Consider the following 24,724-nt stretch of genomic DNA (forward strand, 5'->3'; position numbering starts at 1 on the left):
TCAGACCGCCATTCTGTTCTGGAGGTTCTCGGCGGTGATCTCGTCGCCGCGGAGCTCGTGGGCGATGCGGCCGCGGGCGACCACCAGCACGCGGTGGCAGCAGGCGACCAGCTCGGGGGCGTCGTCCGAGATCACGACGACGGCCATCCCGCGGGCGGCCTCGCGCCGCAGCAGCTCGAGGATCTGCGACTTCGAGCCGACGTCGACTCCGACCGTGGGGCCGTTGAGGATCAGCACCTTCGGGTCGGTCGCCAGCCACTTCGCGATCACCACGCGCTGCGCGTTCCCTCCCGAGAGGGAGCGGACGGGCGCCTGGGGGTTCGGGGCCTTGATGGACAGCTCGGCGAAGAGCCGGTCGATGGTCGCGCGGATCCGCCGCTTGTCGAGCGAGCGCCACGGCGTGCGGTGCGCGTCGAGGGAGCCCGCGATGATGTTGTCCGCGATCGGCTTCTCCAGGAAGAGGCCCTGCGAGAGGCGGTCCTCCGGCACGTAGCCGATCCCGGCGCGGACGGCGTCGCGGATGCTCCGCACCGCGGTGGGCGCTCCGTCCACGGCGATGATCCCGGAGGCGGCGGGCTGGGAGCCGAAGACGGCCTCCGCGATCTCGGTGCGGCCCGAGCCCAGGAGCCCGGTGATGCCGAGGATCTCGCCCGGGCGCACCGAGAACGAGACGTCGTGGAAGGCGCCGGGGCGGGAGAGGCCGACGACCTCGAGCATCGGGGGCGCCGACTCGTCGAGCGTGCTCACGATCCGCGACTCGTCGAGCTCGCGGCCGGTCATGTGCTCGGCGATGGAGCGGCGGTCGAAGTCGGCGACGGGGCCGCTGGTGACCACGCGGCCGGAGCGCATGATCGTCACCCGCTGCGAGATCTCGAGGACCTCCTCGAGCTTGTGCGAGACGAACGCGAGCGCGACGCCGCGGCTGCGCAGCCGCTCCACGATCGTGAACAGCCGCGCCACCTCGGTGTGCGTCAGCGCGGTGGTGGGCTCGTCCATGATGATGACGCGCGCGTCGTTGACGAGGGCGCGGCAGATCGCGGTGAGCTGCTTGTCGGCGACCGAGAGGTCGGCGACGTCGGCGTCGAGGTCCAGGTCGAGCTGCAGCTCGTCGACGATGGCCTCCGCCCGGGGGCGCGCGGTGCCGGCGCGGTAGAGGCGGTGCTTCGCCGCGACGGCCGAGGTCAGCACGATGTTCTCGGCGACCGTGAGGTTGGGGAAGAGCGAGAAGTCCTGGTAGATGACCTGGATCCCGCTCGTGATCGCGGAGGTGGTGTCCATCCGGGAGCGGGTGTCCCCGTCGATGGAGATCTCGCCCGCGTCGGGGCGCTCGGCCCCGGAGATGATCTTGATCAGGGTGGACTTGCCGCAGCCGTTCTCCCCGGCGAGGCAGTGCACCTCGCCGGGGATCAGGTCGAGCGAGACGCCGTCGAGGGCGGTGACGCCGCCGAATCGCTTGGTGATGCCGCGGGCGCTGAGGATCGGGGCGGTGGTGCCGGGGGGAGCGTCGGTCATCGTCGACCTTCCTGAGGGTGCTCCGGGGCGCGCGGGCGGCGCGCCCCGGAGCGGGGGTGGAGGGGGATCAGAAGTCGTACTGCGCGGCGGTCTCCGCGTCGGCCGCGACGGACGCGTTCCCGACGAAGACGTTGTCGAACCCGTCGAGCTTCTTGAGCGAGTCGTAGCCCTCGACGCCGAGGTCGGTGCCCTCGGTGATCTCGCCGCCGTCGGCGAGGATCTTCGCGATCGACAGCTGGGCCTCACCGGCGAGGGCCGGGTCCCAGAAGAAGATCTTGTCGATGGAGCCGTCGGCCAGGTACTGGTTGGCCACCGACGGGATCGAGGTGCCCATAACGCACACCTGGTCCTGGATGCCCGCCTCCTGCACCGCGCGCGCGATGCCGGGGACGTCGTTGCCGGCGGAGCCCTGGAAGCCCGCGATGTCGGGGTACTTCGCGAGGATCTCCTTCGCGCGCTCGTACGCGGTCTCCTGGTTGTCGGTGCTCTCGATGGGGGTCTCGACGCGGGTCATGCCGGGGGAGTCGGCCTGCTGCGTCTCGTACGCCGCCTCGACCCACTCCATATGCGTCTTCGCGGTCAGGCCGCCGACGAACTGGACGTACTTCCCCTCGCCGCCCATGCACTCCGAGAGGTTGTCCATGATCTCGGAGCCGTAGGACGCGTTGTCGAAGGCCTCGATGTCGACGTCGACGTTCTCGATGCCGGACGCCTCGTGCGAGACGACGATGATGCCCTGCTGGCGGGCCTGGGCGAGCACGTTGCTGAGCGACTCGGGCGAGTTCGGGACGACCGTGATGGCCGTCGGGCGCTGCGCGATCAGGTCCTGCACGATCGCGGTCTGCTTCTCGGGGCTGACGTCGTCGGCGCCCTCCTGGCGGGCGTCGATCCCGGTCTCGTCGGCGAAGTCCTGCACGCCGACGGCCATGCGCTGGAACCACGGGATGGTCTGCGCCTTGACGACGGTCACCATGACCATCTCGCCGGGGGCGGCCGAGCCTCCGCTGCCGGCGGCGGTGTCGGAGCCGGCGCCGACGGTCGTGCATCCGGTGAGGAGGATTGCGGCGCCCGCTGCGAGCGTCATGCCTCGGAAAAGTCGAGAGCGGTCCATTCGTTGACTCCTTCGTGAACGAGAGGATGGCGGCCGTTCGGCCCTCATCCGGTGCGGTGTTCTGACGCTGCTGTGTCGGAATCCGTCGCAGGAGCCCGACGCTAATCGCTGATCGAGCACTCCGTCAAGCGATAACGCGCAGATGGCTGCACTCTTTCGCGCATGGGGCGTGGGAAGCGCGCGAATCGCGCATCGCGGGCGCAGCTGGTGCGTTCGACCGCGCAGATCCGCCGCGCACCCGGCGGTCGGGACGCGCAGCCGCCCGCGCATGCGCGCAATCTGCGCGTTTCCGCGCGCCGTCTGCGCCTCCTCCCCGCTCCGCCCCGTAGCCTCGACGGAGGCGAGACCAGGATCGAGGTGTGGGATGTCCCGTCAAGCAGAGATCGTCGACGCCCTCCAGGACGGCGGCTTCCAGTCGGTGCGAGACCTCGCGGAGCGGTTCGACGTCACTCCGTCGACCATCCGTCGCGACCTCGAGCGGCTCGAGGCGATGGACCTGGTCAAGCGCACGCACGGAGGTGCGATCCCGGTGAAGCAGTCCGAGACTCCGCACCACTTCAAGGAGGAGCTGCACCGCAGCGAGAAGGCGGCGATCGGGCGGGCGATGGCCGAGCGCGTCCTCGAGGGGCAGACGATCCTCCTCGACGGGGGCACCACGACGCTCGAGGTCGCGCGGCACCTCGAGAACCAGCGCCTCACCGTCGTGACCGGCGACCTGCGGGTCGCCCTCGCCGTCGCCCGCAAGCAGACGATCCACCTCGTCTTCATCGGGGGCGAGCTCCTGCCGAACGCCTTCTCGATGTGGGGGCCGACCTCGGTGCAGCAGCTCTCGAACCTGCGGGTGGACGTCGCGATCTTCGGCGCCGACACCGTGGGCGACGACGGCATCTACAGCACGACCAGCTACGAGCTCGAGCTCAAGCGGCTGATGATGGCGTCCGCGCGCGAGGCGTTCTTCGTCGCCGACAGCTCGAAGTTCGGGCGGGAGGCGCTGTTCAAGGTCTTCGGCACGGAGGACTTCACCGCGGGGATCACCGACAGCCTGCTCGACCCGCTGCGGGCGTCGCACTTCCCTGTGCCGCTCATCCAGGCGTCGATCCTCCCGCCCGACGGCAGGCGCGCCTAGCCGCGAAGCCCGCGCCTCTGCGGGGCGGAGGCGCAGTCGTCCCCGCGGCGGGACGGCGCTCGTCACTCCTGTGGTGGAAGCGCGGCCGTCACTCCTGCGCGGCCGTCACTCCTGCTCGGCCGCCGCGAGGGCACGGTCGAGCCAGTCCGCGAGCAGCAGGCGCTCCGCGGGCGTGAGGCCGGCGAGCTCCGGTGCGAGGGCCCGGACGCCGACGAGGGCGGTGAGCCGCCCGCCGTCGCCGGGGGAGGGCGGGTCGGTGAGGATCCCCGCGAGCACGCTGTCGAGCGCGGCGTCGGCGAGACCGGGGTCGCGGTCGGCGGCGGGGGTGGAGAGCAGGGTGGTGACCACGCCGGTGCCCGCCGCCTGGATGAGGCCGACGGCGCGCTCCTCCGGCACGCGGAGGCGGCCCTCGGCGGCCACTCGCTGCACGCGCGCGGCGAGGACCCGCCGCCCGGAGAGGGCGGCCGGCGATCCGGAGGCGCGGCCCGGATCGCTGAGGAGGCGGAAGAGCGCGGGGTTGGCCAGGCCGAACTCCACCTGCGCGGCCCAGCCCGCGCGCAGGTCCTCGACCGGGTCGACGCCCCCGGCGACGGCCGCTTCGACCGTCCGCGCCTTGGAGCCGACCCAGGTGGCCAGCACGTGCTCCGCGACCGCCTCGAGCAGGCCGTCCTTGTCGCCGAAGAGGCGGTAGATCGCCGGGGCCTGCAGCCCGGCCGCCTGGGCGACCGCTCGCGTGGTGACGGCGGCGGGGCCCTCGTCGCGGAGGAGGCCGGCGGCCGCCTCGACGATGCGCAGGCGCGTGTCGGTCGGAGGAGTGGAGCTGGTCACGTATCGACGGTAGCGCACGGTTGCTATCAAGGGAATTCCGTGGTTATCTTCGTCGTGGTATCGCTGATACCCCTCATCGGAAGGCTCTCCCCATGATCATCGTGACCGGTGCCACCGGCGCTCTGAACGGCGCCACCGTCGACCACCTCCTCGACTCCGTCCCCGCCTCCGGAATCGCCGTCGTCGCCCGCGACGCCTCGAAGGCCGCCCGCTTCGCGGAGCGCGGAGTGGAGGTGCGCGTCGGCGACTACGCCGACCCCGCCTCCCTCCCGGGCGCCTTCGACGGAGCGGATCAGCTGCTCCTCGTCTCCTCGAGCGATCCGCGGGCCGACGCCGTCGCCCTGCACCGCACCGCCGTCGAGGCGGCCGTCGCGGTCGGAGTCGGACGGGTCCTCTACACGAGCCACCAGGGCGCCGCCGCCGACACCCCCTTCGGCCCGGGCCGGGATCACGCGGCGACCGAGCGCCTGCTCGCCGAGTCCGGACTCGCCTGGACGTCGCTCCGCAACGGCTTCTACGCGCACAGCCTGGGCCTCTTCCTCGGACCGTGGCGGGAGACCGGCGTGATCGAGGTCCCCTCGGACGGTCGCGTCTCATGGACGGCCCGCGAGGACGAGTCGGAGGCGGCCGCCCGGCTCCTCCTCTCGGGGAGCCCGCAGGACGGGCCGATCACGCTGACCGCGACGGAGGCTCCGACGTTCGAGGAGATCGCCGGGATCGCGGCCGAGGTCGGCGGGCGACCCGTCGAGCTGCGCGTCCTCGGCGACGACGAGTGGGTCGCCGCGCGCGTCGCGGCGGGTCGGCCCGAGTTCCTCGTGCGCTTCACCCTCGGGATGCACCGGGCGGCCGAGCGCGGCTTCTTCGCGGGCACCGGCCCCGAGCTCGGGCGCCTCCTCGGACGCGAGCCGCGCAGCGTCCGCGACCTGCTCGAAGCCGGACCGGCAGCCGTCACCGGATGACGCCGGGCGGGCCGTCCCGGGTCCGCCCGCGCGCCGCGGCACCGCGCCGTCCGCCGAGGCGCCGCCGAGGGAGCGGTGCCTCGGTGTCAGGGCGGTGTCCCGACTCCCTCCGCACGACGACGGGAGCCCGCCGCACCGGTGAGGTGCGACGGGCTCCCGGGGAGTGCCGTGCGTCAGCCGCAGCTGCGCGCGCTGTACGGCGCGGTGGCCGCGGCCGTGACGGTCTTGCCGCCGACCGTGGCCGTGCCGGTGACCGTCGCCTCGCCTGCGGCGAGCTGCGTCGAGCGCACCGTGAACGCGGCGGAGCCGGAGGCGCCCGGCTTCACTCCGGCGATCGTCTTCACGCCCTCCGGGGTGCTGATCGAGACGTCCATCGGCACCGTGTCGCCGTTCTTGCCGACGACCGTCAGCACGACCTTGCCGGCGACGCAGCGCGACGTGGCGGTCGCGCTCACCTTCAGCGAGGACTGCACGGTGACCGTGACCTGCACCGGCATGCGCGACGCGTCCTGCGCGACGCCCGAGACCGTGAAGGTCCCGGCCGTGGCGTAGGCGGCGGGAGCGACGGCGTCCCAGGCCACGTCGACCGTGCTGGTGGTGCCGGCGGCGGTCGTGATCGTGGCGCGGGGCAGGAGCGGCGCGGTGCCGACCGTGGTCGTCGCGGTCAGCGGAGCGACCGAGGCGACGGCCAGGCCGGGGGCGTAGCCCTCGAGCACCTTCTGGTACTCGGAGCGCGTCACCGGGATGACCGTGCCGTGGCGCGGCTTGCCGCCGTCGGCGTTCTGCGGCAGGCCCGTGCGGAGCTTCGCTCCGAGCGGCTGCCAGGAGTCGCCGTTCGCGAGGTCGTCGGTGCCGAACGGTATGTAGTGGTTCGGACCGTCGTGGTAGTTCGGCTGGTCGATGAAGAGGAACCAGTCGAGGCCGTTCACGTCGCCCTCGTTGGCGGGGAAGACGTTGGGGCCCTCACCGCTGGTGAAGGTCTTCCCGGGCTCGCCGTTGGGCAGGCCCGAGGCCACCTTCTCCTTGACCAGCGACCACTCGTCCGCCGGTCCGCCGGTGCCGGGCAGCGAGCCCGAGACGGTGGCCAGCAGCTCGGTGCTCTTCTCCTCGCGGAGGGTCATCGACGCCTCGTCCTTGGTGAAGCGGTAGTAGGTGTCGCCGTCCTTCGCGACCGTCGAGTCGATGGTGCCCTTGCCGGCGCCGCGCTTGACGTCGATCCACGGCTTCGCCTCCGAGAAGGAGGTGAAGTCCTCGGTCGTCGCGTACATCATCTGGTTGTAGGTGACGGAGGTGCGGTCGGCCGTGTTCGTGGTCGGGTACATGTTCGAGGCCCAGAACACGACGTAGGTCTGGAGCTCGTCGTCCCAGTACGCCTCGGGGGCCCAGGTGTTGCCGGCGAAGTCGGTGGAGACCTTGACGTGGCGCTGAGCGGACCAGTTCACCAGGTCGGTCGACTCCCAGACCTCGATGTACTTCGAGCCCGACTTCTGCGCGGTGTCGAAGCCGCCGGGGAGCCCGTCGATCTTCAGGTCGGTGGCGAGCATGAAGAACTTGTCGCCCTCGTGCGAGCGGATGATGAACGGGTCGCGCAGGCCCATCGTCCCCAGGTTCGAGGTGAAGACCGGCTTGCCGCCGTTCAGCGTGTTCCAGCTCAGCGCGTCGTTGCCCTTCGAGGCGGCGAGGCTGATGCGCTCGGCGCCGTCGCCCTCTCCGGTGAAGAACGCCCAGACGTACGCCTCGGTGTCGTCGGTGCCGGCGGGGAGCGGCTGCACCCGGAGGGTGAAGTCCCGGGTCCGGGTGGTGGATCCGCTGGTCGCGGTCGCGCGGACGACCACGTCGATCGCGGGGCTCCCGGTCGCGGGGCGGTCGACGTCGATGGTGCGGGTGCCGGCGGCGCTGCCGTCGCGGACGGTCGCTCCGCTCGGGCTGACGACGCTCCAGGCGAGGCTCGAGCCGAGCGTGCCGGTGGTGGGCACCGAGACGTTCGTCCGGATGTCGCCGACGTTCGGGATGGCGATCGCGGCGAGGTCGCGCTGGACCTTCGTCGCGTCGTCCAGCTGCGCGGCGACGCGCACCGTGTAGTCGACCGAGCGGGTCTCGGTGCCGACCCTGTAGGTGGCGGTGAGGGTGGCGGTGGCGTCCGGCTGTCCCGCGGCGGGGCGCGTGACGGTCGCGGTGCCGCCGGTGATGGCCACGGCCGCGCTGTTCGACGTCCAGGTGATGCCGACGCCGCTGGCGGTGGTGGGCACCGTGAAGCCGGCGGTCGCCTCCGTGGGCACCGTGACCGACGCGACGGCGCGGTCGAGGGCCTGCGAGGAGTAGAGCGCCTGCACGGAGCTGCTGCTGAGGGCGCTGTCGTAGACGGCGAAGTCGTCCATCTCGCCGTTCCAGCCCGGGTCGTTGTAGGTCGAGCGCGCGATGTACGCGACGAGCGACGGGCCGAACGAGGAGACGTCGCGGGCGATCGCGCTCTGCGAGATCTGCGCGCCGTTGACGTACACGGTGAGCTTGCCGGTCGAGCCGTCGACGACGGTCGTGTAGAGCGAGAGGCCCGAGGGGGTGCGCGCGCCGACGGTCGGGGTGCCCGTCGCTCCGGCGCCGACCTCGGTGTTGTAGGGAGCGCCCGCGTTGACCGAGTTGGTGACGACCGACTTGGTGTAGCCGGACAGGTTGCTCGGGTTGAGCAGCCAGTAGCCGGAGGAGAACGAGGCGCCGGAGGCGACGGGCGCTCCGACGAACGCGGCGGCGACGTTGCCGGTGCCGCCCTTGTGGGCGAGCCAGGTGGAGAAGGTCAGGTCCTTCTTGCCGACGAGGCCGGCGGTGGGGATCTCGAGGTAGGGGGCGGCCGCGGCGGATCCGCCGGGGAGGCTGATGAGCCCGTTGCGGAACTGGGCTCCGGAGCCGCGCAGCGTCGCGCTGTAGCCGTTGCCGCTGGTGTCGGCGACCGTGGTGCCGGTGGGGGCGGTGTCGAACGTGTAGTGGAGGAGCGGGGTCTCGGTGGCTCCGAAGGCGGAGCTGGGGACCGTGGCGCCGAGCAGCGCCGTGGCGGCGACGGTCGCGACCGCCAGAGCGGTCCTCACCGCCGATCGTGATCGTCTCATGCAGATAGGCCCTCGTGATCGGGTGCGGCGTCGAGGCACGATCCGCAGGGCCGCGGAGGTGTGCGTCTTCGCACGGTATGTGAACGTGAACATCCTAGATCGCGGTGCCGGATCCTGACCAGTCCCCGGGAGAGGTCTGCGGGCTCCTGCAGAACGCCCGCCGAGAGCGCGATCCCTCGCCCGCCGACGCAGAGGCCCTCCTCTCCGCCGACGTCCTGCCGGAGCCGGCCGGGTGGCACGATGTCCGCATGGCCTCCGACCGCCCCGTCCTGCTCGTCGTCGACGTCGCCGACGGCGGCCGCGAGGATCCCGAGTTCGAGATCGAGCTGCAGCTGCTGACCGCGAGCGTCGTCTCGGCCGCCACCGCCGCGGGCTTCGTGGTCGACCGCGTCCCTGCCGAGCAGGCCGGCGCCGCCGAGCTCGAGCGTCGGCTCGCCGCCGCCGACGCCGTCGTGGTCACCGGAGGGGAGGACGTCGACCCGTCCCTCTACGGCGGCCGGCCCGACGACCCGCACCGCGGCCAGTCCTTCCCCGCGGCCGACCGCGCGCAGATCGCGCTCGTCCGCCGTGCCGTCGAGACGCGGACCCCGCTGGTCGGGATCTGCCGCGGGATGCAGCTGGTCAACGTCGCCCTCGGCGGCGACCTCGTGCAGCACCTGCCCGGCGCGGGTCACGTCGGCCGGTCGGTCCCCGGCGAGCACCTGTCGGGGATGGTCGACCACCGCGTGGCGCTCGAGCCGGGCAGCGCCCTCGCTCGCATCCTCGGCGCCGCCGAGCTCGACGTCCGCAGCTCCCACCACCAGGCCGTCGACCGTCCCGGCGAGGGCCTCGTCGTGGTCGGCCGCGCCGACGACGGCACCGTCGAGGCCCTCGAGCACGAGTCCGCGCCGCTCTGGTGCGTGCAGTGGCACCCGGAGGACGCGGGCTCGCGCGGCACCGTGCTCACGGACCTGCTCGAGGCGGCGCTCGCCGCGACCGCTACTTGATCGACCCGCGCATCACTCCGCTGACCACCCAGCGCTGCGCGAAGAGGTACACGATCAGCAGCGGCGCCATCGCCATCAGGTAGGACGCGAAGGCGATCGTGTAGTTCGTGTTGAACTGCCCCTGGAAGACGTACTCGGCCAGCGGCAGGGTGCGGGCGGACGGGTCCGAAAGCACCACGAGCGGCAGGATGAAGTCGTTCCACGCCCACACGCAGGTCAGGATCCCGACGGTCGCGTTCATCGGGCCGAGCAGCGGGAAGATCACCTGCCAGTAGGTCCGCCAGGTCGAGGCGCCGTCGGTGCGCGCCGCCTCCTCGAGCTCGATCGGGATCGAGCGGATGAAGGCGGTGTAGATGAACGTGTTGATCGAGAGCCCGAACACGGCGTAGAGCAGGATCAGCCCGGCCTGGTTGTCCAGGCCCAGCAGGGCCGTCTCCTTCACCACCGGCAGCATGATGATCGGGAACGGCACGAAGACCGCGGCGAGCAGGTAGAAGTAGACGCCCTTGAAGAACGGCCTGTGCATGTTCCGGGCGACCGCGTAGGCGACCATCGAGTTCGAGAACAGCGTCAGCACGACGGCTCCGACCGTGATCAGCGCGGTGTTCACGAAGGCCTGGGGGAAGCGGGTCGCCGTCCACGCCTCGGCGAAGTTGCCCCACGAGATCGAGGTCGGCAGCTCGAACCCGGTGCCGCCGAGCTGGTCGGGCGTCTTCAGCGCGGTCACGACGGCGAAGTAGAGCGGCAGGAGGATCGTCAGCGAGCAGACCGCGATGAGCGCGGTCGCCCACCAGTTGATCCGGTACGTGTCGCGGGAGGGCCTGCGCCGCCCCTCGGGCTCGCCGAGGGCGATGGCGGTCGTGGGGGTGATGGTCGATGTCATCAGAACGACGCCTCTCTGCGGCTGAGGACTCGGAACTGGATCAGCGAGACCACGATGATGATGAGGAAGTAGAGGACGGCGTTGGCCGTCTGATAGGCGTACTCGCCGCCCTGGAAGCCGCCGCGGTAGATCAGCAGCGTGATCGACTCCGTCGAGGTGCCGGGACCGCCGTTGGTGAGGGCGATGATGTGGTCGAACACCTGGAGGAAGTTCTTCATCGAGATGACCATGTTGATCGTGAAGAAGGAGGCGATCAGCGGGAACGTGATCGAGGTGAACTGCCGCCACCTCCCCGCTCCGTCGAGCGAGGTCGCCTCGTAGAGCTCGCCCGGGATCGTCTGGAGTCCGGCGAGGTAGATGATGATCGAGAAGGCCGAGGCCTGCCAGACCGCCAGCACCACGATCGCCACCCACGCCCAGTCGGCGTTCGCGAGGATGTTCTCGCCGATCACCGGGATCGCGCCGAGGATCTGCGGCAGCGAGTTCGCGAAGAGGTACTGGAACACGTAGCCGATGACCAGGGTCGAGAGCACGTAGGGGATGAAGTAGATCCCGCGGAACGCCGTCTGGAACTTGATCCGCGCGTTGAGGGCGACGGCGATGGCGAGCGAGATCACGTTCACCAGCACGGTCGCCACGATCGCGAAGCCGAAGGTGAACCCGTAGGCCTTCCAGACACGGTCGTCCTGGAGGAGCGCGAGGTAGTTCGAGGCGCCGATCAGGTCCCAGGAGCCGTAGCCCGCGTAGTCCGTGAAGCTGAAGAAGATTCCGGTGAGGACCGGGACCGTGTGGAGCACGAAGAAGAGCAGGACGGCGGGGACCGTCATCCAGTAGAAGGTCTTCGAGGTGCGGCCGATGGTGCGCTTGCGGCGCGCGGGCGGCGGAGGAGTGGTCGCCACCGCCTGCGCGGCGGCCGTCGTGGTCGTGGTCATGGGGTCACTTCCTGGTCGTGCGTGCCGCGACTTTGCGCCACTCACTGTCGAGGGTCCGGAGCGCCGCGTCGGCGTCCCCGCTGGCGAGGAACGCCTGGAGCGTGGGGTTGAGCGGGATGCTCGCGGGGATCTGGTGGTCGACGAAGCCGATCAGCCGTCCCTGCTCGAAGTAGGGCTGCAGCTCGGCCAGCGTGGGGTCCGAGTTGGGTGCGGCGCCGACCAGCGGCGAGAAGGCGGCCTGGCTCTCGACGTACGGCTCGACGACTCCGGGGGTCAGCAGGAAGTCGACGAAGCGGCGGGCCGCGTCGAGCTTCGGAGTGCCGCGGCCGATGGCGACGGCCACGTCGACGCCCGAGGTGACCCGCGTGTCCGCCGGGTCGTCGAGCACCGGGTAGGGGAAGACGCCGAGGTCGATGTCCGGGTTGTTCGTGCGCACCGGGTTGATCGCCCAGATGCCCTGCGGGTACATGGCCGCCTCGCCCGCGGCGAAGGCCTGGTTGCCGTCGTCGTAGCCGCGGCCGAACGAGCCCTCCTGCGTGTACGAGAAGAGCTGCCCGAGCCGCTCCATCGTCGTCGCGTAGTCCTTCGTGAACGAGACGGGGGAGTCGGGGCCGAGCGCCGCTCCCTCCTCGCGCATCGCGTCGAAGAAGCCGTCCGGCTGCAGCTGCCCGCCGAGCGCGTTGAAGGCGGGGGCGCCGGTCCAGTTGTCGAGCAGGGCGCCGTAGAAGGGAGTGATCCCGGCGGCGGTGAGCGTCTCGCAGACGGCGATCAGCTCGTCCCAGGTGGTCGGCACCTCGATCCCGTTCTCAGCGAAGATCGTGCGGTTGTAGAGGATCCCGTCCGCGTTGTTCGCGAAGGCGAGCGCGTTCACCTCCTTCCCCTCGAAGCTGCCGAGGGCGGCGAGGATGTCGAGGGCCGCCGGGTTCACCCGCTCGACCAGCTCGTCGCCGGTGAAGTCGTGGAACACGCCGGCCTTCGCGAGGTCGGCGTAGTAGCCGCTGCCGTTCAGGGTCAGCACGTCCGGCACCTTGTCCTTGACGAGCAGGGTGCGGATGGCCGTGTCGGGGTCGGGCACGTTGTTGGCGATGACCCGGATGTCCGGGTTGGCCGCCTCGAACTCGCGGATGATCCGCGCGAAGTCCTCCACCGCCTCCGCCTTGAACTGGAAGAAGTCGAGCGTGGTCACTCCGTCGCCGGCGCCGGGGGAGGCGCAGGAGGCGAGGGCGGCGGCGGACGCCGCGGCGAGCGGCACCGAGAGGAACAGCCGCCGGGAGAACCCGGGGGGATGCGGATGAGCGGACATGCGGCGCCTCCTTGCGCGTGGGGACAGGTCTCAGGGCGCGCTCGACCGCGGAGGGCGGTGCGAGAGCAGGTGCGGCGGCCGTGGAGCGGGTCGGCTCCGGAGCCGGGAGGGCGGGTCAGAGGGCGGTGAGCACGAGCACGACGAGCTGCTCCGGATCGAGGACGGGGGCCTGGAGCCCGACGGTGCCCAGCACGCGGCCGCGGAGCGCGGTCCCGTGCTCGGCCCAGCCGAGCGGCGACTGCCCGGGGCCGCCGAGCGGCGACGTGACCGGGGCGAGCGCCACGGAGTAGGTGCGCTCCGGGTCCAGGCCCGGGAGCGTGATCCGGCCGGGCGGGTAGGTCTCGCCGGTACGCAGCTGGGCGAAGGTGAAGAGGGCGGCGGAGCGGTCGGCGGCGACGACTCCGGAGAGCGAGGCGGCGTCGTCGGCGAGGTCGGCGCGCACGACCGTCCCGGTGTGCAGCAGCGCCCGGTGCTCGCGGTGGAAGGCGACCCAGGCGGTCAGCTCCTCCTCGACGGCGGGGGCGAGATCCGAGACGTCCCACTCGATGCCGAGGTGGCCGGGCAGCGCGGTGCCGGCGCGGAAGGCGAGCGAGTGGGTGCGCTGCGTCGAGTGCGACCGCGGCCCTCCGATGTGCTGCCCCATCAGCTCGGGCGGCACCACCAGCTGGGTGAAGGGCTGGATGGTCTGCCGCTCGAGCGGGTCGATGCAGTCGCTCGTCCAGATGCGGTCGGTGCGGGCGAGGATCCCGAGGTCGACGCGGGCGCCCCCGGAGGCGCACGACTCGATCTCGACGCCGGGATGCCGGGAGCGCAGCTCGTCGAGCAGGCGGTAGAGCGCGAGCACGTTCTCGTGGACGGCGGAGCGGCCGGTGGCGGGCGAGACCGCCTCGATCACGTCGCGGTTGTGGTCCCACTTGAGGTACGCGATCGGGTACTCGGTCAGCAGCGCGTCGAGGGCGTCGAGCACGTGCTCGAACGCGCCGCGCTGCGAGAGGTCGAGCACCTGCTGCTGCCGCCCCGAGGCCGGGAGATGGCCGGCCGGGCCGAGGATCCACTCCGGGTGCGCGCGGGCCAGGTCGGAGTCGGGGCTGATCATCTCGGGCTCCACCCAGAGGCCGAACTGCATGCCCAGGCCGGTGACGACGTCCGTCAGCGGAGTGAGGCCCTCCGGCCAGACCGAAGGGTCGACGGTCCAGTCGCCGAGCGCCGCGGTGTCGTCGCGGCGGCCGAGGAACCAGCCGTCGTCGAGCACGAAGCGCTCGACCCCGATCCGCGCGGCCCGCTCGGCGAGGGCGGTGAGGCGAGCGAGGTCGTGGTCGAAGTAGACGGCCTCCCAGGTGTTGAGGGTGACGGGCCGCGGAGCGACGGGGTGCTGCGGGCGGGCGCGGAGCGACGCGTGGAACCGGGCCTGCAGAGCGCTGAGCCCGTCGCCCCAGGAGCCGTAGGCGACCGGGGTCTCGTAGCTCTCGCCCTGCGCGAGCTCGATCTCGGCGGGCCGCAGCAGCTCGCCGGCCGCGAGGAGCGAGACGCCCTCGACGGTGCGCTCGGCGCGGAGCGAGGTGTCGCCGCTCCAGCCGAGGTGGACGCCGTGCACGAGCCCGCGCTCCCAGCCGAAGCCGGGCGTGCCCGCGGCGAGGAGGAGGGTCGCGTCGGCGCCGGGGCGGCCGCGGCGGGTGCGGCGGGTGTGCTCGCCGATGGTCAGTGGGCGGCGCTGCGGGTGGCGCTCGCGGAGGTGGTGCCCGGTGGTGTCGAGGATCTCGCGCGCGGTCGCGGGGAGCGGGAAGCCGAGCTCGAAGCGCTCGAGGCGGAACGGGCGGGCGTCGAGGTTCTCGACCCGGGCGCGCTGGGTGAGCAGGCCGGCCGCGTCGACCTCGAGGTCCACGGTCAGGCGCACGCCCGCGCCGGTGGCGACGGTCCGGAGGGCGGAGCCGAGCGCCTCGATGCTCTCGACCTCGAACCGCTCCGACGCGGCCGAGCGCTCGTGGGTGCCCTCGAAGGTGGGGGCGTGCTGCCAGCCGTCGGCCTCGACGGCGACGAGGCCGAACGGCGCGAAGGCGTCGAGTCCGCCCGAGACGCGCTGGGGGAGGGCGGCGTCGGCGAGGGCGGATAGTTCGGCGGCGGAAAGATCTCCGAGCGCGGCGCCCCAGTGCACGATCGTGGGGAAGGTGACGAGGCGGGCGTCGATGACGACGCTGGTGCCCCCGTCCTGCAGGTGGAAGAGGCGCGATTCCTGGCCGGAGAGGGTCACGGAGTCGTTCGTGGGGGCGATGCTGCGGTGCATGGCTTATTTCTAGAGCAGAAGTAATAGGGGTGTCAAGAGCGGCGCGAGTGTCCGGATCCGTTCCTGGAGCGGCGCACTGCCGGTAGCTTTCTACCAGGCCGGAAAGAAGGAGCCCCGTGACCGACACCATCGTCGCCGAGGACGCCTCCGGGAGCTCCTCCGAGCTCCTGGCGCGCGAGGTCCTGATCCACGGTCCCGTCTCGCGGGCCGAGCTCGGCCGCCGCCTCGGCCTCTCGCCCGCCAGCCTGACCCGGCTCGCGCGCCCGTTCCTCGACGGCGGCCTGGTCGTCGAGGGCCTCGAGCAGAGCACCGGAGTCGGCCGCCCCGCCCGCCCGCTCGACATCCGCGCCGACGCGCTGAGCTTCGCGGGCGTGAAGATCACCGGCACCGAGGTCCTCGCCGTCCGCACCGACCTGCGCGCGCGCACCGAGCGGGAGCTGGTCCGCCCGCTGCCGGGGACGGAGCCCGCCGACGTCATCGCCGCGATCGTCTCGGTCGTCGACGAGCTCGGCGGCCCCTCCGCCTTCGCGGGCCTGGGCGTGACGCTCGGCGGGAGCATCGCCGCCGACGGCCGGGTGAGCCGCGCGCCGTTCCTCGGCTGGCGCGACGTCGACCTCGCCGCTCCGCTCTCCGCCGCCCTCGGGCTGCCGGTCGCCCTCGAGAACGACGTGGTCGCGCTCACGGGCGCCGAGCACTGGTTCGGGCGCGGCCGCGGCATCCCGCACTTCGCGGTGCTCACGGTCGGCGCGGGCGTCGGCTACGGACTGGTGGTGCACGACCGGGTGGTCGCGCCCCCGGAGGCGGGGCTCGGCCTGGGCGGCCACTACCCGCTGGATCCCACCGGCCCCGTCTGCGAGGCCGGCCACCGCGGCTGCTCGACCGCGATGCTCAGCCTGCCCTCGCTCCTCCGCCAGCTCTTCGTCGCCACCGGCCGCGAGCTGACCCTGGCCGAGGGCTTCGCCGCCGCTCGCGCGGGCGACCCCGGTGCCGAGCGCATCCTCGCCGACTCCGGCACGGCGCTCGGGACGATGATCGCCGCGATCGGCAACCTCTCGATGTCCGGCACGGTGATCCTGGCCGGGGAGGGCGTCGCCCTCTACACGGAGCAGGCCGCGGTGGTGGACGCCGCGATCGCGGCCACGCGCGACCCGGACGCTCCGCCCCTGGCGCTGCTCGTCGACGACGGCGGGCTCGTGGAGTGGGCGCGCGGCGCGGCGGCCGTCGCGATCCAGCGGCTGCTGCCGCGGATCGCGCTCGGGACGCTGGGGTAGCGGGGCTCTGCGGCGCGCGGGTGCTCGGGGTGCCGGGCTGGCGCTCGGGGTGCCGGGCTGGCGGGTCTCCGCGCCCAGTGGGCCGTCGGCACGCTCGCCCGGCGGATTTCAGCGCCGCGCGGAGGCTCGGGATGCCGGCCCGGCGGGTGTCCGCTTCGGGCGGGTGCCGGGACGCCGGCCTCGCGGGCTAGGCGCCGAGCGCCGAGCCGGGCAGGTCGCGCTGTAGGCCGTCGACGATCCGGCCGAACGCCGCGATCGCCTGGTCGTCGCCGAGACGACCGGAGTCGACTCCCCCGGCGATGCGCAGGACCTCTGCCCGGCGCTCCGCCCGCTCCACCGCCTCGAGCCCGGAGGCCCCGATCGCTGCGGATGCGCGCACTCGCGCGACGATCGTGCCGACGTGCCATCTGCCGCGTGCCATCTGTCTCCTCCTGAAGTCCCCGCCCTTCTTCGGAGCGGACGCACACCCGGATGGGTGCGCGTCCCCGCGTCCTCACCCCCTGTCGCTCCGGCGATGCGTCACGAACGGTCGTCATCCGCCCGCCGTGGCGACCGTTCGTGACGCATCGATCGAGCTGGGGGTGCCGGAGCGCCCGCTCGCGGAGAGGGGGCCGGGGCGCCAGACTGACGGCGAGCGGAGGGAGGCACGATGCGACGCCTCCGCGCCCTCGCCGCCGCGCTGCTCCTCCTGCCCGCCCTCGCGGCCTGCGCGCCGGGAGGCGCGACAGGCGTCCCGAGCGGCACCGAGGCGGCCGCCGTGGCTCCGACCACCGCCACCCCGGCTCAGGCCACTCCGACTCAGGCCACCCCCGACCCGGCCCGCTCCTCCGCCTCGTCCGCCCCGGCTCCCGGGGTCACCGTCTCCGTCCAGCAGAACCGCTCCGACATCGCCGGCGGCACCATGGCCTTCGAGGTCCACAACGGCAGCGGCGTCCCGATCGAGGTCACCGCGGCCCGCCTCACGGACCCGCGCCTCGCCGCCCCGCTCACCTGGACCGGCGGCACGGGCGTCCCCGACGGGGCCTCGCGAGACCTCCGCGTCGACGTGCCCGAGCCCGCCTGCCCGGTCGCGGAAGCGCCCGCCGCGCTCGAGGTCGTCCTCGCCATCGACGGCCACGGCGAGCACGCGTACCCCGCCGACGACCCGTTCTCGTTCGTCGACGCTCTCGCCCGGTCCGGATGCTTCGCCCGCACCGTCGACGCCGACCTCGCCCTGCGGATCGACACGTCCGGAGGCGCCGCGCACGAGCCGGCGCGCCTCACCATCACCGCCGACGTCCGGGGCACCCCCCTCGTGCTCCGCAGCGTCGACGCCACGATCCTGCTGCAGCCGCCCGACGCCGCCGACGCCTGGACCCTCGACCGCTCCGTGCCCGCCGGGACCCTCGACTCCGTGGTCCTGGACGCCGTCCCCACCCGCTGCGACACCCACGCGCTCGCCGAGGACAAGGTCGGCACGCGCCTGCCTGTCACCGTCGAAACCGCGGGCCGGCAGGGCACCGTCGTCGTCGCCGCGACCCCCGAGCAGAAGGGCGAGCTCTACGCGTTCATCACCGCGTACTGCGCGTCCTGAGCGGGGAGGCGGGCGGTCCGGGGACGCGGACGTCGGCGCCGCGGACGCGTCTCGCCGTCCACCTCGGCCGTCACTCGCCGCCGCTCGCCCGCATCGGCAGGTTGCGCCGTCGGCCGCGCCGAGCCCCGCCCGTCGTGGGACGAGCCCGGCCTACCCCGCCCGGCGGCTCGGCTCAGCCCGGCCCGCTCGACTCAGCTCAGCCCGGTTCAGCCAGCGCCCCGCTCCGCTGTGCGCGCCCCAGCCGCGCCTGCCCGCTTCACGCCGGCGCCGTGCTCAGCGCCTGCAGCCCCGTCACCCGCAGCAGGTCGAGCCGCGCCTCGTCCTCGCTGCCCGGCGCCACCGTGTAGACGACGATCCGCAGGTCGGTGCCCGGAGCCGTGAGCACGTCGCAGTCGATCGTGATCGGTCCGACGGGCGTCCGCGTCACCGTCTTCCGGCTCGCGCGGTGCTCGGCGATGCGCGCCTCCGCCCAGCGCCGCTCGAACTCGGGCGACTCCTCGCGCAGCCGGGCGACGAGGGCGGTGAGCGCCGGATCGCGCGGGTAGCGCCCGGTCGCCGCGCGCAGGTCGGCCGCGAGGTCGCTCGCGAAGTCCTCCTCGTGCTGCGCGTCGAACTCGGTGCCGGCGTGGCCGGAGGTGAAGTGCCGCCAGACGAGGTTCCGCTCCAGCCCGGTGTACACCGAGGGGTCGCCGTTCAGGGCGGCCCAGAGCGGGTTCCACAGCAGGATGTCGTGGGCCGCCGTGAACACCGCGAGCGGCACGTCGCCCAGGCGGTCGACGATCCGCTGCACGCCCGGGCTCACGTGCTGCGGCACGACGCCCGGCGAGGGGACGGCGGCACCGGCGACCCGGTAGAGGTGGTCGCGCTCGCTGTCCGTGAGCCGGAGCGCCACCGCGAGAGAGCGGAGCATCGACGGCGACGGGTTCCGTGCGCGTCCCTGCTCGAGCCGCACGAGGTAGTCGACGCTCACGCCCGAGAGTGCCGCCAGCTCCTCGCGGCGCAGGCCCGTGGCGCGGCGGCCCGAGCCCGCGGGCAGGCCGACGTCGGCGGGACGGATGCGGTCGCGCCACGAGCGCAGCACCGTGGCGAACTCCTCCATGCCGCCCATCCTCCTCCGCCCGCCGTCGCCGAGCCAGGTACTGCCGGTCCCCCCGTCGAGCGCGGCCTGGTCGAGGCCCGACGACCCGCGCAAGATGGGCGCATGACCACGACACTCATCACCGGAGCGAACCGCTCCCTCGGCCTCGAGACCGCCCGCCGACTCCTCGAGGCGGGCCACACCGTCTACGCCGGCATGCGCGACACCGCCGACGGCGACGCCGCCCGCGCGCTCGGCGCCCACCCCGTCCGCCTCGACGTCACCGATCAGGCGAGCGTCGACTCCGCGATCGCCTCCCTGCCCGGGCTCGACGTGCTCGTCAACAACGCCGGCGTGCTCGGCACCTCGTTCGGCGTCGACGACCTCACCCCGGAGGCGATGGCGGGCGTCCTCGAGACGAACGTCGTCGGCATCGTGCGCGTCACGCAGGCCGCGCTCCCGCTGCTGCGGGCCTCCGCGGCCCCGGTCGTCGTGAACGTGGCGTCCGGAGTCGGCTGGCCGCGCTGGCTGAGCACCGAGGGCCACGACGAGTTCCCCGTCACCGCGATCCCCTACGCGGCGTCGAAGGCGGCGGTCGTCGCGCTCACCGTGCAGTACGCGAAGAACCTGCCGGCGATGCGGATCAACGCGAGCGACCCCGGATACACCGCGACCGACTTCAACGGACACGGCGGGCACCAGACCGTCACCGAGGGCACGGACGCGACCGTCGCGCTCGCCCTGCTCGGCTCCGACGGGCCGACGGGCGAGTTCCACGACCGGCGCGGGCGCATCGAGTACTGAGCGGCGGGAAGGCGGGCGCGGCCGGCCGGACACCGGCCCGGACCCGGCAGGCGTCCACGTGCCCGTTCGAGGAGCCGCTGCCCCGAGCGCGGCGTGCGTCCACGTGCCCGTTCGAGAAGATCCCGCCCCGACCCGGTAGGCGTCCGCGTGCGCCCGAGACGCGGTGAGGTCCCCGAACCCGCCCTCGGCGCACCGGCCAGCACATGGTGATGAGGTGTCCTGTCTGCGCGGTCACCGGTCCTCGGTGCTGGGCTGTGAGTGACGGCCGGAGCCGGGACGCTGCCCACCGCGTGACAGAGGGCCGGATGAACCGCCGGCCCGACGGTGCGTGCTCGCTCCGGTGCGCCTACCGACTCACCGCGTCTCGTGTCAGCTCTGCAGCTCGACCCCCCAGTTCGTCCTCTGGACGTCGGCGTCGAGCCCGCGCAGCTCGCGCGCCACGGCGTCCGCCTGCTCGCGCAGCTCCCGCACCGGCAGCGCGGGCAGGCGGCGCAGCTCGCTCCGGAGCTGGCGGTAGCCGCGCTCGCCGGCGGCCGCGTCGGCCGCGCGGGTCAGGAGGCTGTGCCGCGCGCGCAGGGCTTCGCGCCGGGCGAGCGCCGCGGTCAGCACCTCTCCGGTGGGAGTGGTCGCCGTCGCGTTGGTGAGGTTGATCGCCGTGACCAGCCGCTCGAGCTCGCCCAGTGCGCGCGTGCAGTCGGCGAGCAGCTCGGCCGGGTCCTCGGTCGGCTCCTCCCCCTCCTGGTAGGAGGCGTTCGCGACGATCCGCGACTGGAGGGCCTCGATCCGCTTCTGCAGGTCGGCCCGCTCGAGGAGTGCTTCGGCGAGAGTCATGCGACCAGGCAAGCACACATCGGCGCGACCTGCGCCCCTAGGCTGCGACCGTGCCGCTGCAGAACCATCCCGGAGACGTCGAGTTCCCCGTCCGACCCCGGCTGCGCTACGCGCGGGCGGCCGATGCGCATCGTCGCGGTCAGGGCGCCGGACGCCGCGCCCTCCTGGTGATCGCCTTCGCGGCTCCGGTGGGCCTGGTCGGCTTCGCGTGGGGGCTCGCGCTCGGCGGCGGCGAGAGCGTCGTCGCGTTCACGGCGTTCGCGTTCGCTCTGGCCTTCGGGCTGCTCGCCGCCACGGTCGGCTTCCAGCAGTGGGATGCGCGCGCGCCGCGCCGCGAGCAGCTCGCGTACCTCGGCGCGGCCGGCTCGCCGAGCCCGTCCCTCCGCCAGCAGCAGCTGCTCGCGCTCGACGCGGTCAGCGACTTCTCGTTCGCCGGCTGGAACTCCTCCCTCGCGTTCCAGCCCTCCTGGGCCGAGCTCCCGGAGGAGCTGCGGCGCCGCTACGCCGACGGAGCGAAGGGAGCGCCGTGGCAGCAGCTGCCGCTGCATCCGCTCGTCGAGCACCGGGTCGCGCTCGACCGCGACTTCCGCATCGCCTCGGCCGACGACATCGAACTGCTGGTCGCCGACGTGCTCACCCGCGGGCCGCTCTCGACCCGCTTCGCCGAGGTCTCGGCCTCCGCCGACGCCGAGCGGATGCGCTCCCGGGTCGCCGCGCTCACGGGCGGCAGCGAGTTCCACCTCCTCGAGCTCGCCCAGGCGGTCGACGGGCGTCCGCCGCTGCTCCTGCTCGCGGGCGACACCGAGCGCACGATCGGAGCGATCCGCTACGCCTACGTCGCCGGCTACCTCCCGGCGGCGCGGGCCTGGGAGCTGCTGGCCGCGGTCGGCGACCGCGTCTTCGAGCGCTACTCCGGCTGGGACGCCTACTGGGCCGACGCGGCCCTCGCCATCGCCTTCCGCACCGACTCCCTCGGCGCGGTGCAGCACCACCATCGTCTGCGCGCGGAGCTCGCGGCCTCGGGGTGGCCGGCGGCGGCGGTGCCGTACCCGGGCTGAGCGCGGGGCGGCTGCGGAGACGGTGCGACCGAGCTGGAGCGTCCGGACCGGAGGCGTGCTCCCGCGCGGTGACCTCCCTCGCCCACGGGGCTGTCGACGCGGAGAGAGCTGCGGCCCCGGCGTCAGCCCAGCTTCGAGGCGGGCACCGTCTCGAGGTGGAGCAGGTCGCGGCGCAGGCGCTGCGAGCGGACGTAGCTGCTCAGCACGTGCTCGGGCGAGGGCGGGGAGTCGCTCCCGCCGAGCAGGGCGCGCGCGGTCGTGAGGCGTGCGCGGCGGATCTCGTCGAACACGGTGGTGCCGTTCCGCGCGAAGGTGCGCTGCAGCGTCCGCTTCGGGACGCCGAGGCGCTCGCAGATCTCCTGGACCGAGAGGCGGGGGTCGGTGGACATCGCGGCGATCAAGGCGAGGGCGCGCGTGTAGACGTCCTCGCTGCTCTCGCGCGGCAGCGAGGTCGCCAGCACAGCGCCCGCCAGCTGCTCGACGGCGGCCCGCACCAGGGGGAAGGCGGGGGAGTCGGCGTCGAGGGTGGAGCCGAAGGTCGCGTTGACGGTCGAGAGCAGGATGCCGCGGCTGGCCGCGTCGGCCTCGGTGACGACGGCGCCACGGTCGGCCGAGTCGACCAGGCCCAGCAGCGGGCGGTCGAGGGCGATCTCGGTGCGGGCGCTCGGGGTGTCGGTCACGATCGTGAACGGGGAGTCGCAGTGGAGGAAGGCGATGTCGCCCGGCGCGACGCGGACCTCGAGCGCCGCCGGATCATCCGGCTGGATCACGAGCGCGCCCTCGAGCGGGATGATCAGGCGGACGCCCGGGCCGATGGCGGAGGTGCGGTGCAGGCGGGCCGGCGAGTGCCAGATCCGGAGCACGTCGACGCCGTCGCTGCAGAGGGTGTCGGCCACGATGCGGAACGCGCCGTTCGCGCGGACGTCGACGCCGCTCTGGGCCAGCCACGCGGCGGCCGCGGTGTCCCGGCGGGACACTCCGCGATCGACGATCGGTCGGCTGCCTTCTGCGATTCCCCTCACGGCGGAGTCCTTTCCTCTGGCGCGTCCTCCGTACGACGCGATCCCTCTACCCTGGCCGATCCGGCCCGGTGGTGAGAAGTCTTCATGCGACCGCATCGTCGCTCACCTCCACCGCAAGGTGTCGGATCCCGCCATCGGGGGACGGAACCGCACCTCCGGAGTGCGCCTCGGATCGACGTGGACCTCGAGCGCGGCGACGTCGGTGAAGGGCCGGTCGTCGCTCGTGCGGCCCCGCAGCACGATGGAGTGGCGGAGCGTCCGCGGTGCCCGCAGGGGCGCGATCGTGTAGTGCGCGACGGCCACGAACCCCGCTCCCGGGGCGACCCGCTCGGGCCGGCCGACGACGGTGACCGGGGCCTCGTCGTAGTCGAGCTCGACGCCCGAGCCGTCGGTGAAGGAGCCGCAGAACAGGGCGAGGTCGTGCAGGGCGGCGGCGCCGGAGTTGTGGAACTGCATCCAGAAGGTGATCACGGCGACGGAGCCGCGGGCGGGCGCGAGCCGCACCGCGCTGCCGTCGAGGACGAGGTGCGGGGGCGCATCGAGCGTCGGAGCTCCGAGCATCAGCCGCGCCGCCTGACGCCCGCCGCCGGTGCGGCCGCCGGTTCCGCTGCGCGTCCCGCCAACTGCAGGAGGCCGCACGCGGCGACCACTCCGACGAGGGCGGCCGTCCAGCTCAGGTCCTGCTGGTCGAACTCCCGGACGTGCGCCGGGACGCCCGTGAATCCGAGGATCCCCTGGGCCGCGGCGACGGTGGCGAAGGCGAGCAGCGCGGCCGTGGCGGCGACCGCGGCCGGGGCGGGCGGGTCGCCCTCCGAGACCTGGGCGAAGCGGCGGACGGCGTGCGTGAGGGCGAGTGCGCAGAGGGCTGCGGCGACGAGGGCGGCCGCGGTGTAGGCCGGGCCGGCGGCCAGCAGGAGGAGGGCGCCGACGACGATCCGCAGGCAGGCCGGGAGGACGCCGGGAGCGCTGCATCCGCGCGCGCGCGGGCCTCCGCCGAGGGCCGCGGCGAGGGCGCGGGACTGCTCGAGGCGCCTCCGGACGCCATGAGGACCGATGGTGCGGAGCAGGGCGGTCGCGCCCGAGGCGAGCAGTGCGAGGCCGACGAGCAGGGGGAAGACGAGGGCGGCGGCGGGCAGGACGGGGGCGGCGTCGGCAGGGGTCATCGGGTCTCCTTCGGGGTGGGGACGGGGCGCGCGGCACCTCGATGATCCGTCCTCGCGGAGCGCCTCGGGAGGCCGGGCGCGAACGCTCACGAGGCAGGCGCGCCAGAACGTCAGAACGCGCCAGAGGACCGTGCCGTCGAGCCGTGCCAACGGCACCGCGGAACGTGCCACGCGCCTCCGCGTGCCCGCTGCGCGCCGTTTCGAGACGGCCTACGCTCACCGGATGGACGAGGTGCGGGACGCGTACGGCGCACGGGCGGAGGAGTACGCGGCGCTGCTCGGATCGGTCGACGCGGGGCCCGCGGCCGATCGCGAGCTGATCGGGTCGTGGGCCGACGGGCTGGAGGGCACGGTCGCCGACGTGGGCTGCGGGCCCGGGCACTGGACGGAGTTCCTCCAGCGCCGCGGAGCCGCCGCGGTCGGCGTCGACCCGGTGCCGGAGTTCGTCGCGCTGGCTCGAGCGCGGTTCCCGGACGTCCCGTTCCGGCTCGGCTCGGCGCTCGAGCTCGACGTCGACGGCCTCGGGGGCGTTCTCGCGTGGTACTCGCTCATCCACCTGCCGCCGGCGGAGCTGCCCGGCGCGGTCGCGGCGCTCGCCGCTCACCTCCGACCGGGCGGAAGCCTGCTGATCGGCTTCTTCGAAGGGCCGCGCACGGAGGCGTTCGCGCACGCCGTCGCACCGGCGTGGTTCCATCCGCTCGCCGAGATGCGCGCCCTCGCCGAGCAGGCCTGCCTCGAGGTGACCCACTCGCTCCGCCGCAGCGCCCCCGGCGTCCGCGACCACGGCGAGCTGATCGCCGTCCGCCCACGCTGACGCCGAGCTGATCGCCGGCCTCTGATCCGGACGCCGCCGACGCCGCGCTGGTTCCGCGCTGACGGCACTCGCTCCCGCTGGTCACCGG

At 73.4% G+C, this 24,724-nt stretch carries 22 protein-coding genes; 8 read left to right on the forward strand and 14 right to left on the reverse strand.

The genetic code is table 11. The annotated features are described in order from the left end of the window. Together C5D66_RS07315 and C5D66_RS07320 are read right to left on the reverse strand one after the other, a co-directional pair. Positions 1 to 1,512, reverse strand: coding sequence for a sugar ABC transporter ATP-binding protein (locus tag C5D66_RS07315; protein ID WP_104326855.1), 1,512 nt, complete (start codon positions 1,510 to 1,512; stop codon positions 1 to 3). 67 nt (positions 1,513 to 1,579) lie between these two features. Next, a complete protein-coding gene (locus tag C5D66_RS07320; RefSeq protein WP_258063926.1) occupies positions 1,580 to 2,596 on the reverse strand; it encodes a substrate-binding domain-containing protein in 1,017 nt (338 codons plus the stop codon). 391 nt (positions 2,597 to 2,987) lie between these two features. Here C5D66_RS07320 and C5D66_RS07325 point away from each other — a divergent pair, with 391 nt between their 5' ends. Next, complete coding sequence (locus tag C5D66_RS07325; RefSeq protein WP_104238145.1) at positions 2,988 to 3,749, forward strand: DeoR/GlpR family DNA-binding transcription regulator; 762 nt, start codon at positions 2,988 to 2,990, stop codon at positions 3,747 to 3,749. A 105-nt stretch (positions 3,750 to 3,854) separates the two neighbouring features. Here the strand turns inward: C5D66_RS07325 and C5D66_RS07330 are convergent, their stop codons facing one another. After that, positions 3,855 to 4,577, reverse strand: a complete 723-nt coding sequence (locus C5D66_RS07330; RefSeq protein ID WP_219814513.1) for a TetR/AcrR family transcriptional regulator — start codon at positions 4,575 to 4,577, stop codon at positions 3,855 to 3,857. Between the two features lie 92 nt (positions 4,578 to 4,669). On the opposite strand from C5D66_RS07330, the gene C5D66_RS07335 reads away from it, so the two are divergent. Next, positions 4,670 to 5,536 carry an NAD(P)H-binding protein gene (locus C5D66_RS07335; protein WP_104326858.1) on the forward strand — a complete coding sequence of 289 codons (867 nt, stop codon included), beginning with the start codon at positions 4,670 to 4,672 and terminating at the stop codon, positions 5,534 to 5,536. 173 nt (positions 5,537 to 5,709) lie between these two features. Here C5D66_RS07335 and C5D66_RS07340 read toward each other — a convergent pair whose 3' ends face one another. Then, positions 5,710 to 8,616 carry an immunoglobulin-like domain-containing protein gene (locus C5D66_RS07340; RefSeq protein ID WP_181067930.1) on the reverse strand — a complete coding sequence of 969 codons (2,907 nt, stop codon included), beginning with the start codon at positions 8,614 to 8,616 and terminating at the stop codon, positions 5,710 to 5,712. 269 nt (positions 8,617 to 8,885) lie between these two features. Here C5D66_RS07340 and C5D66_RS07345 point away from each other — a divergent pair, with 269 nt between their 5' ends. Then, the gene (locus C5D66_RS07345; RefSeq protein ID WP_104255231.1) at positions 8,886 to 9,623 is read left to right on the forward strand and encodes a gamma-glutamyl-gamma-aminobutyrate hydrolase family protein; all 738 of its coding nucleotides are present in this window, start codon (positions 8,886 to 8,888) and stop codon (positions 9,621 to 9,623) included. On the opposite strand, the gene C5D66_RS07350 is transcribed toward C5D66_RS07345, so the two are convergent. The 4 genes from C5D66_RS07350 to C5D66_RS07365 all read right to left on the reverse strand — a co-directional run bounded on the left by C5D66_RS07350 (position 9,616) and on the right by C5D66_RS07365 (position 15,022). Beyond that, positions 9,616 to 10,506 carry a carbohydrate ABC transporter permease gene (locus tag C5D66_RS07350; protein WP_374953553.1) on the reverse strand — a complete coding sequence of 297 codons (891 nt, stop codon included), beginning with the start codon at positions 10,504 to 10,506 and terminating at the stop codon, positions 9,616 to 9,618. The two genes, C5D66_RS07345 and C5D66_RS07350, sit on opposite strands and share 8 nt — an antisense overlap. Beyond that, complete coding sequence (locus tag C5D66_RS07355; protein ID WP_104225874.1) at positions 10,506 to 11,438, reverse strand: carbohydrate ABC transporter permease; 933 nt, start codon at positions 11,436 to 11,438, stop codon at positions 10,506 to 10,508. The genes C5D66_RS07350 and C5D66_RS07355 overlap by 1 nt, the downstream gene beginning before the upstream one ends. A 4-nt stretch (positions 11,439 to 11,442) precedes the next feature. After that, a complete protein-coding gene (locus C5D66_RS07360; protein ID WP_104326861.1) occupies positions 11,443 to 12,741 on the reverse strand; it encodes an ABC transporter substrate-binding protein in 1,299 nt (432 codons plus the stop codon). Positions 12,742 to 12,856: 115 nt separating this feature from the next. Beyond that, on the reverse strand, positions 12,857 to 15,022 hold the full coding sequence (locus C5D66_RS07365; protein ID WP_104326862.1) for an alpha-galactosidase: 2,166 nt from the start codon (positions 15,020 to 15,022) through the stop codon (positions 12,857 to 12,859). A 116-nt stretch (positions 15,023 to 15,138) separates the two neighbouring features. Between C5D66_RS07365 and C5D66_RS07370 the strand changes: the two genes are divergently transcribed. After that, the gene (locus tag C5D66_RS07370) at positions 15,139 to 16,293 is read left to right on the forward strand and encodes an ROK family transcriptional regulator (RefSeq protein WP_104255234.1); all 1,155 of its coding nucleotides are present in this window, start codon (positions 15,139 to 15,141) and stop codon (positions 16,291 to 16,293) included. Between the two features lie 187 nt (positions 16,294 to 16,480). Here the strand turns inward: C5D66_RS07370 and C5D66_RS07375 are convergent, their stop codons facing one another. Continuing rightward, positions 16,481 to 16,714 carry a hypothetical protein gene (locus C5D66_RS07375; protein WP_104255235.1) on the reverse strand — a complete coding sequence of 78 codons (234 nt, stop codon included), beginning with the start codon at positions 16,712 to 16,714 and terminating at the stop codon, positions 16,481 to 16,483. Between the two features lie 228 nt (positions 16,715 to 16,942). Here C5D66_RS07375 and C5D66_RS07380 point away from each other — a divergent pair, with 228 nt between their 5' ends. Continuing rightward, positions 16,943 to 17,866, forward strand: a complete 924-nt coding sequence (locus tag C5D66_RS07380; protein ID WP_104326863.1) for a hypothetical protein — start codon at positions 16,943 to 16,945, stop codon at positions 17,864 to 17,866. A 256-nt stretch (positions 17,867 to 18,122) separates the two neighbouring features. Here C5D66_RS07380 and C5D66_RS07385 read toward each other — a convergent pair whose 3' ends face one another. After that, on the reverse strand, positions 18,123 to 18,965 hold the full coding sequence (locus tag C5D66_RS07385) for a helix-turn-helix transcriptional regulator (protein ID WP_104255236.1): 843 nt from the start codon (positions 18,963 to 18,965) through the stop codon (positions 18,123 to 18,125). A gap of 102 nt (positions 18,966 to 19,067) precedes the next feature. Between C5D66_RS07385 and C5D66_RS07390 the strand changes: the two genes are divergently transcribed. Then, positions 19,068 to 19,748: an SDR family NAD(P)-dependent oxidoreductase gene (locus tag C5D66_RS07390; protein ID WP_104227483.1), complete on the forward strand. Its 681-nt coding sequence runs from the start codon at positions 19,068 to 19,070 to the stop codon at positions 19,746 to 19,748. Between the two features lie 369 nt (positions 19,749 to 20,117). On the opposite strand, the gene C5D66_RS07395 is transcribed toward C5D66_RS07390, so the two are convergent. Further along, positions 20,118 to 20,579, reverse strand: a complete 462-nt coding sequence (locus tag C5D66_RS07395; RefSeq protein WP_104224023.1) for a DIP1984 family protein — start codon at positions 20,577 to 20,579, stop codon at positions 20,118 to 20,120. A gap of 50 nt (positions 20,580 to 20,629) precedes the next feature. Here C5D66_RS07395 and C5D66_RS07400 point away from each other — a divergent pair, with 50 nt between their 5' ends. Then, positions 20,630 to 21,637, forward strand: a complete 1,008-nt coding sequence (locus C5D66_RS07400; RefSeq protein WP_104326864.1) for a DUF1266 domain-containing protein — start codon at positions 20,630 to 20,632, stop codon at positions 21,635 to 21,637. 122 nt (positions 21,638 to 21,759) lie between these two features. On the opposite strand, the gene C5D66_RS07405 is transcribed toward C5D66_RS07400, so the two are convergent. The 3 genes from C5D66_RS07405 to C5D66_RS17125 all read right to left on the reverse strand — a co-directional run bounded on the left by C5D66_RS07405 (position 21,760) and on the right by C5D66_RS17125 (position 23,822). After that, positions 21,760 to 22,614, reverse strand: coding sequence for a helix-turn-helix domain-containing protein (locus tag C5D66_RS07405; protein WP_181125763.1), 855 nt, complete (start codon positions 22,612 to 22,614; stop codon positions 21,760 to 21,762). 147 nt (positions 22,615 to 22,761) lie between these two features. Then, the gene (locus tag C5D66_RS07410) at positions 22,762 to 23,220 is read right to left on the reverse strand and encodes a hypothetical protein (RefSeq protein WP_104326865.1); all 459 of its coding nucleotides are present in this window, start codon (positions 23,218 to 23,220) and stop codon (positions 22,762 to 22,764) included. Then, entirely contained in the window at positions 23,220 to 23,822 is a 603-nt protein-coding gene (locus C5D66_RS17125; RefSeq protein WP_104326866.1) for a hypothetical protein, read from the reverse strand. Before C5D66_RS17125 ends, C5D66_RS07410 begins: the two co-directional genes overlap by 1 nt. A gap of 223 nt (positions 23,823 to 24,045) precedes the next feature. Here C5D66_RS17125 and C5D66_RS07420 point away from each other — a divergent pair, with 223 nt between their 5' ends. After that, positions 24,046 to 24,636 carry a trans-aconitate 2-methyltransferase gene (locus tag C5D66_RS07420; RefSeq protein ID WP_104326867.1) on the forward strand — a complete coding sequence of 197 codons (591 nt, stop codon included), beginning with the start codon at positions 24,046 to 24,048 and terminating at the stop codon, positions 24,634 to 24,636. Positions 24,637 to 24,724: the final 88 nt, after the last annotated feature.

The organism is Rathayibacter sp. AY1B4 (assembly GCF_002932815.1).
Classification (GTDB): domain Bacteria; phylum Actinomycetota; class Actinomycetes; order Actinomycetales; family Microbacteriaceae; genus Rathayibacter.

Excerpts from the sequence above, each read along its gene's own strand:
- C5D66_RS07355 (WP_104225874.1), bottom strand. The coding sequence starts at position 11,438 with ATGACCACGACCACGACGGCCGCCGCGCAGGCGGTGGCGACCACTCCT.
- C5D66_RS07420 (WP_104326867.1), top strand. The coding sequence starts at position 24,046 with ATGGACGAGGTGCGGGACGCGTACGGCGCACGGGCGGAGGAGTACGCG.
- C5D66_RS07360 (WP_104326861.1), bottom strand. The coding sequence starts at position 12,741 with ATGTCCGCTCATCCGCATCCCCCCGGGTTCTCCCGGCGGCTGTTCCTC.
- C5D66_RS07315 (WP_104326855.1), bottom strand. The coding sequence starts at position 1,512 with ATGACCGACGCTCCCCCCGGCACCACCGCCCCGATCCTCAGCGCCCGC.
- C5D66_RS17125 (WP_104326866.1), bottom strand. The coding sequence starts at position 23,822 with ATGACCCCTGCCGACGCCGCCCCCGTCCTGCCCGCCGCCGCCCTCGTC.
- C5D66_RS07345 (WP_104255231.1), top strand. The coding sequence starts at position 8,886 with ATGGCCTCCGACCGCCCCGTCCTGCTCGTCGTCGACGTCGCCGACGGC.
- C5D66_RS07385 (WP_104255236.1), bottom strand. The coding sequence starts at position 18,965 with ATGGAGGAGTTCGCCACGGTGCTGCGCTCGTGGCGCGACCGCATCCGT.
- C5D66_RS07335 (WP_104326858.1), top strand. The coding sequence starts at position 4,670 with ATGATCATCGTGACCGGTGCCACCGGCGCTCTGAACGGCGCCACCGTC.
- C5D66_RS07375 (WP_104255235.1), bottom strand. The coding sequence starts at position 16,714 with ATGGCACGCGGCAGATGGCACGTCGGCACGATCGTCGCGCGAGTGCGC.
- C5D66_RS07395 (WP_104224023.1), bottom strand. The coding sequence starts at position 20,579 with ATGACTCTCGCCGAAGCACTCCTCGAGCGGGCCGACCTGCAGAAGCGG.
- C5D66_RS07365 (WP_104326862.1), bottom strand. The coding sequence starts at position 15,022 with ATGCACCGCAGCATCGCCCCCACGAACGACTCCGTGACCCTCTCCGGC.
- C5D66_RS07390 (WP_104227483.1), top strand. The coding sequence starts at position 19,068 with ATGACCACGACACTCATCACCGGAGCGAACCGCTCCCTCGGCCTCGAG.
- C5D66_RS07410 (WP_104326865.1), bottom strand. The coding sequence starts at position 23,220 with ATGCTCGGAGCTCCGACGCTCGATGCGCCCCCGCACCTCGTCCTCGAC.
- C5D66_RS07350 (WP_374953553.1), bottom strand. The coding sequence starts at position 10,506 with ATGACATCGACCATCACCCCCACGACCGCCATCGCCCTCGGCGAGCCC.
- C5D66_RS07320 (WP_258063926.1), bottom strand. The coding sequence starts at position 2,596 with ATGACGCTCGCAGCGGGCGCCGCAATCCTCCTCACCGGATGCACGACC.
- C5D66_RS07325 (WP_104238145.1), top strand. The coding sequence starts at position 2,988 with ATGTCCCGTCAAGCAGAGATCGTCGACGCCCTCCAGGACGGCGGCTTC.
- C5D66_RS07380 (WP_104326863.1), top strand. The coding sequence starts at position 16,943 with ATGCGACGCCTCCGCGCCCTCGCCGCCGCGCTGCTCCTCCTGCCCGCC.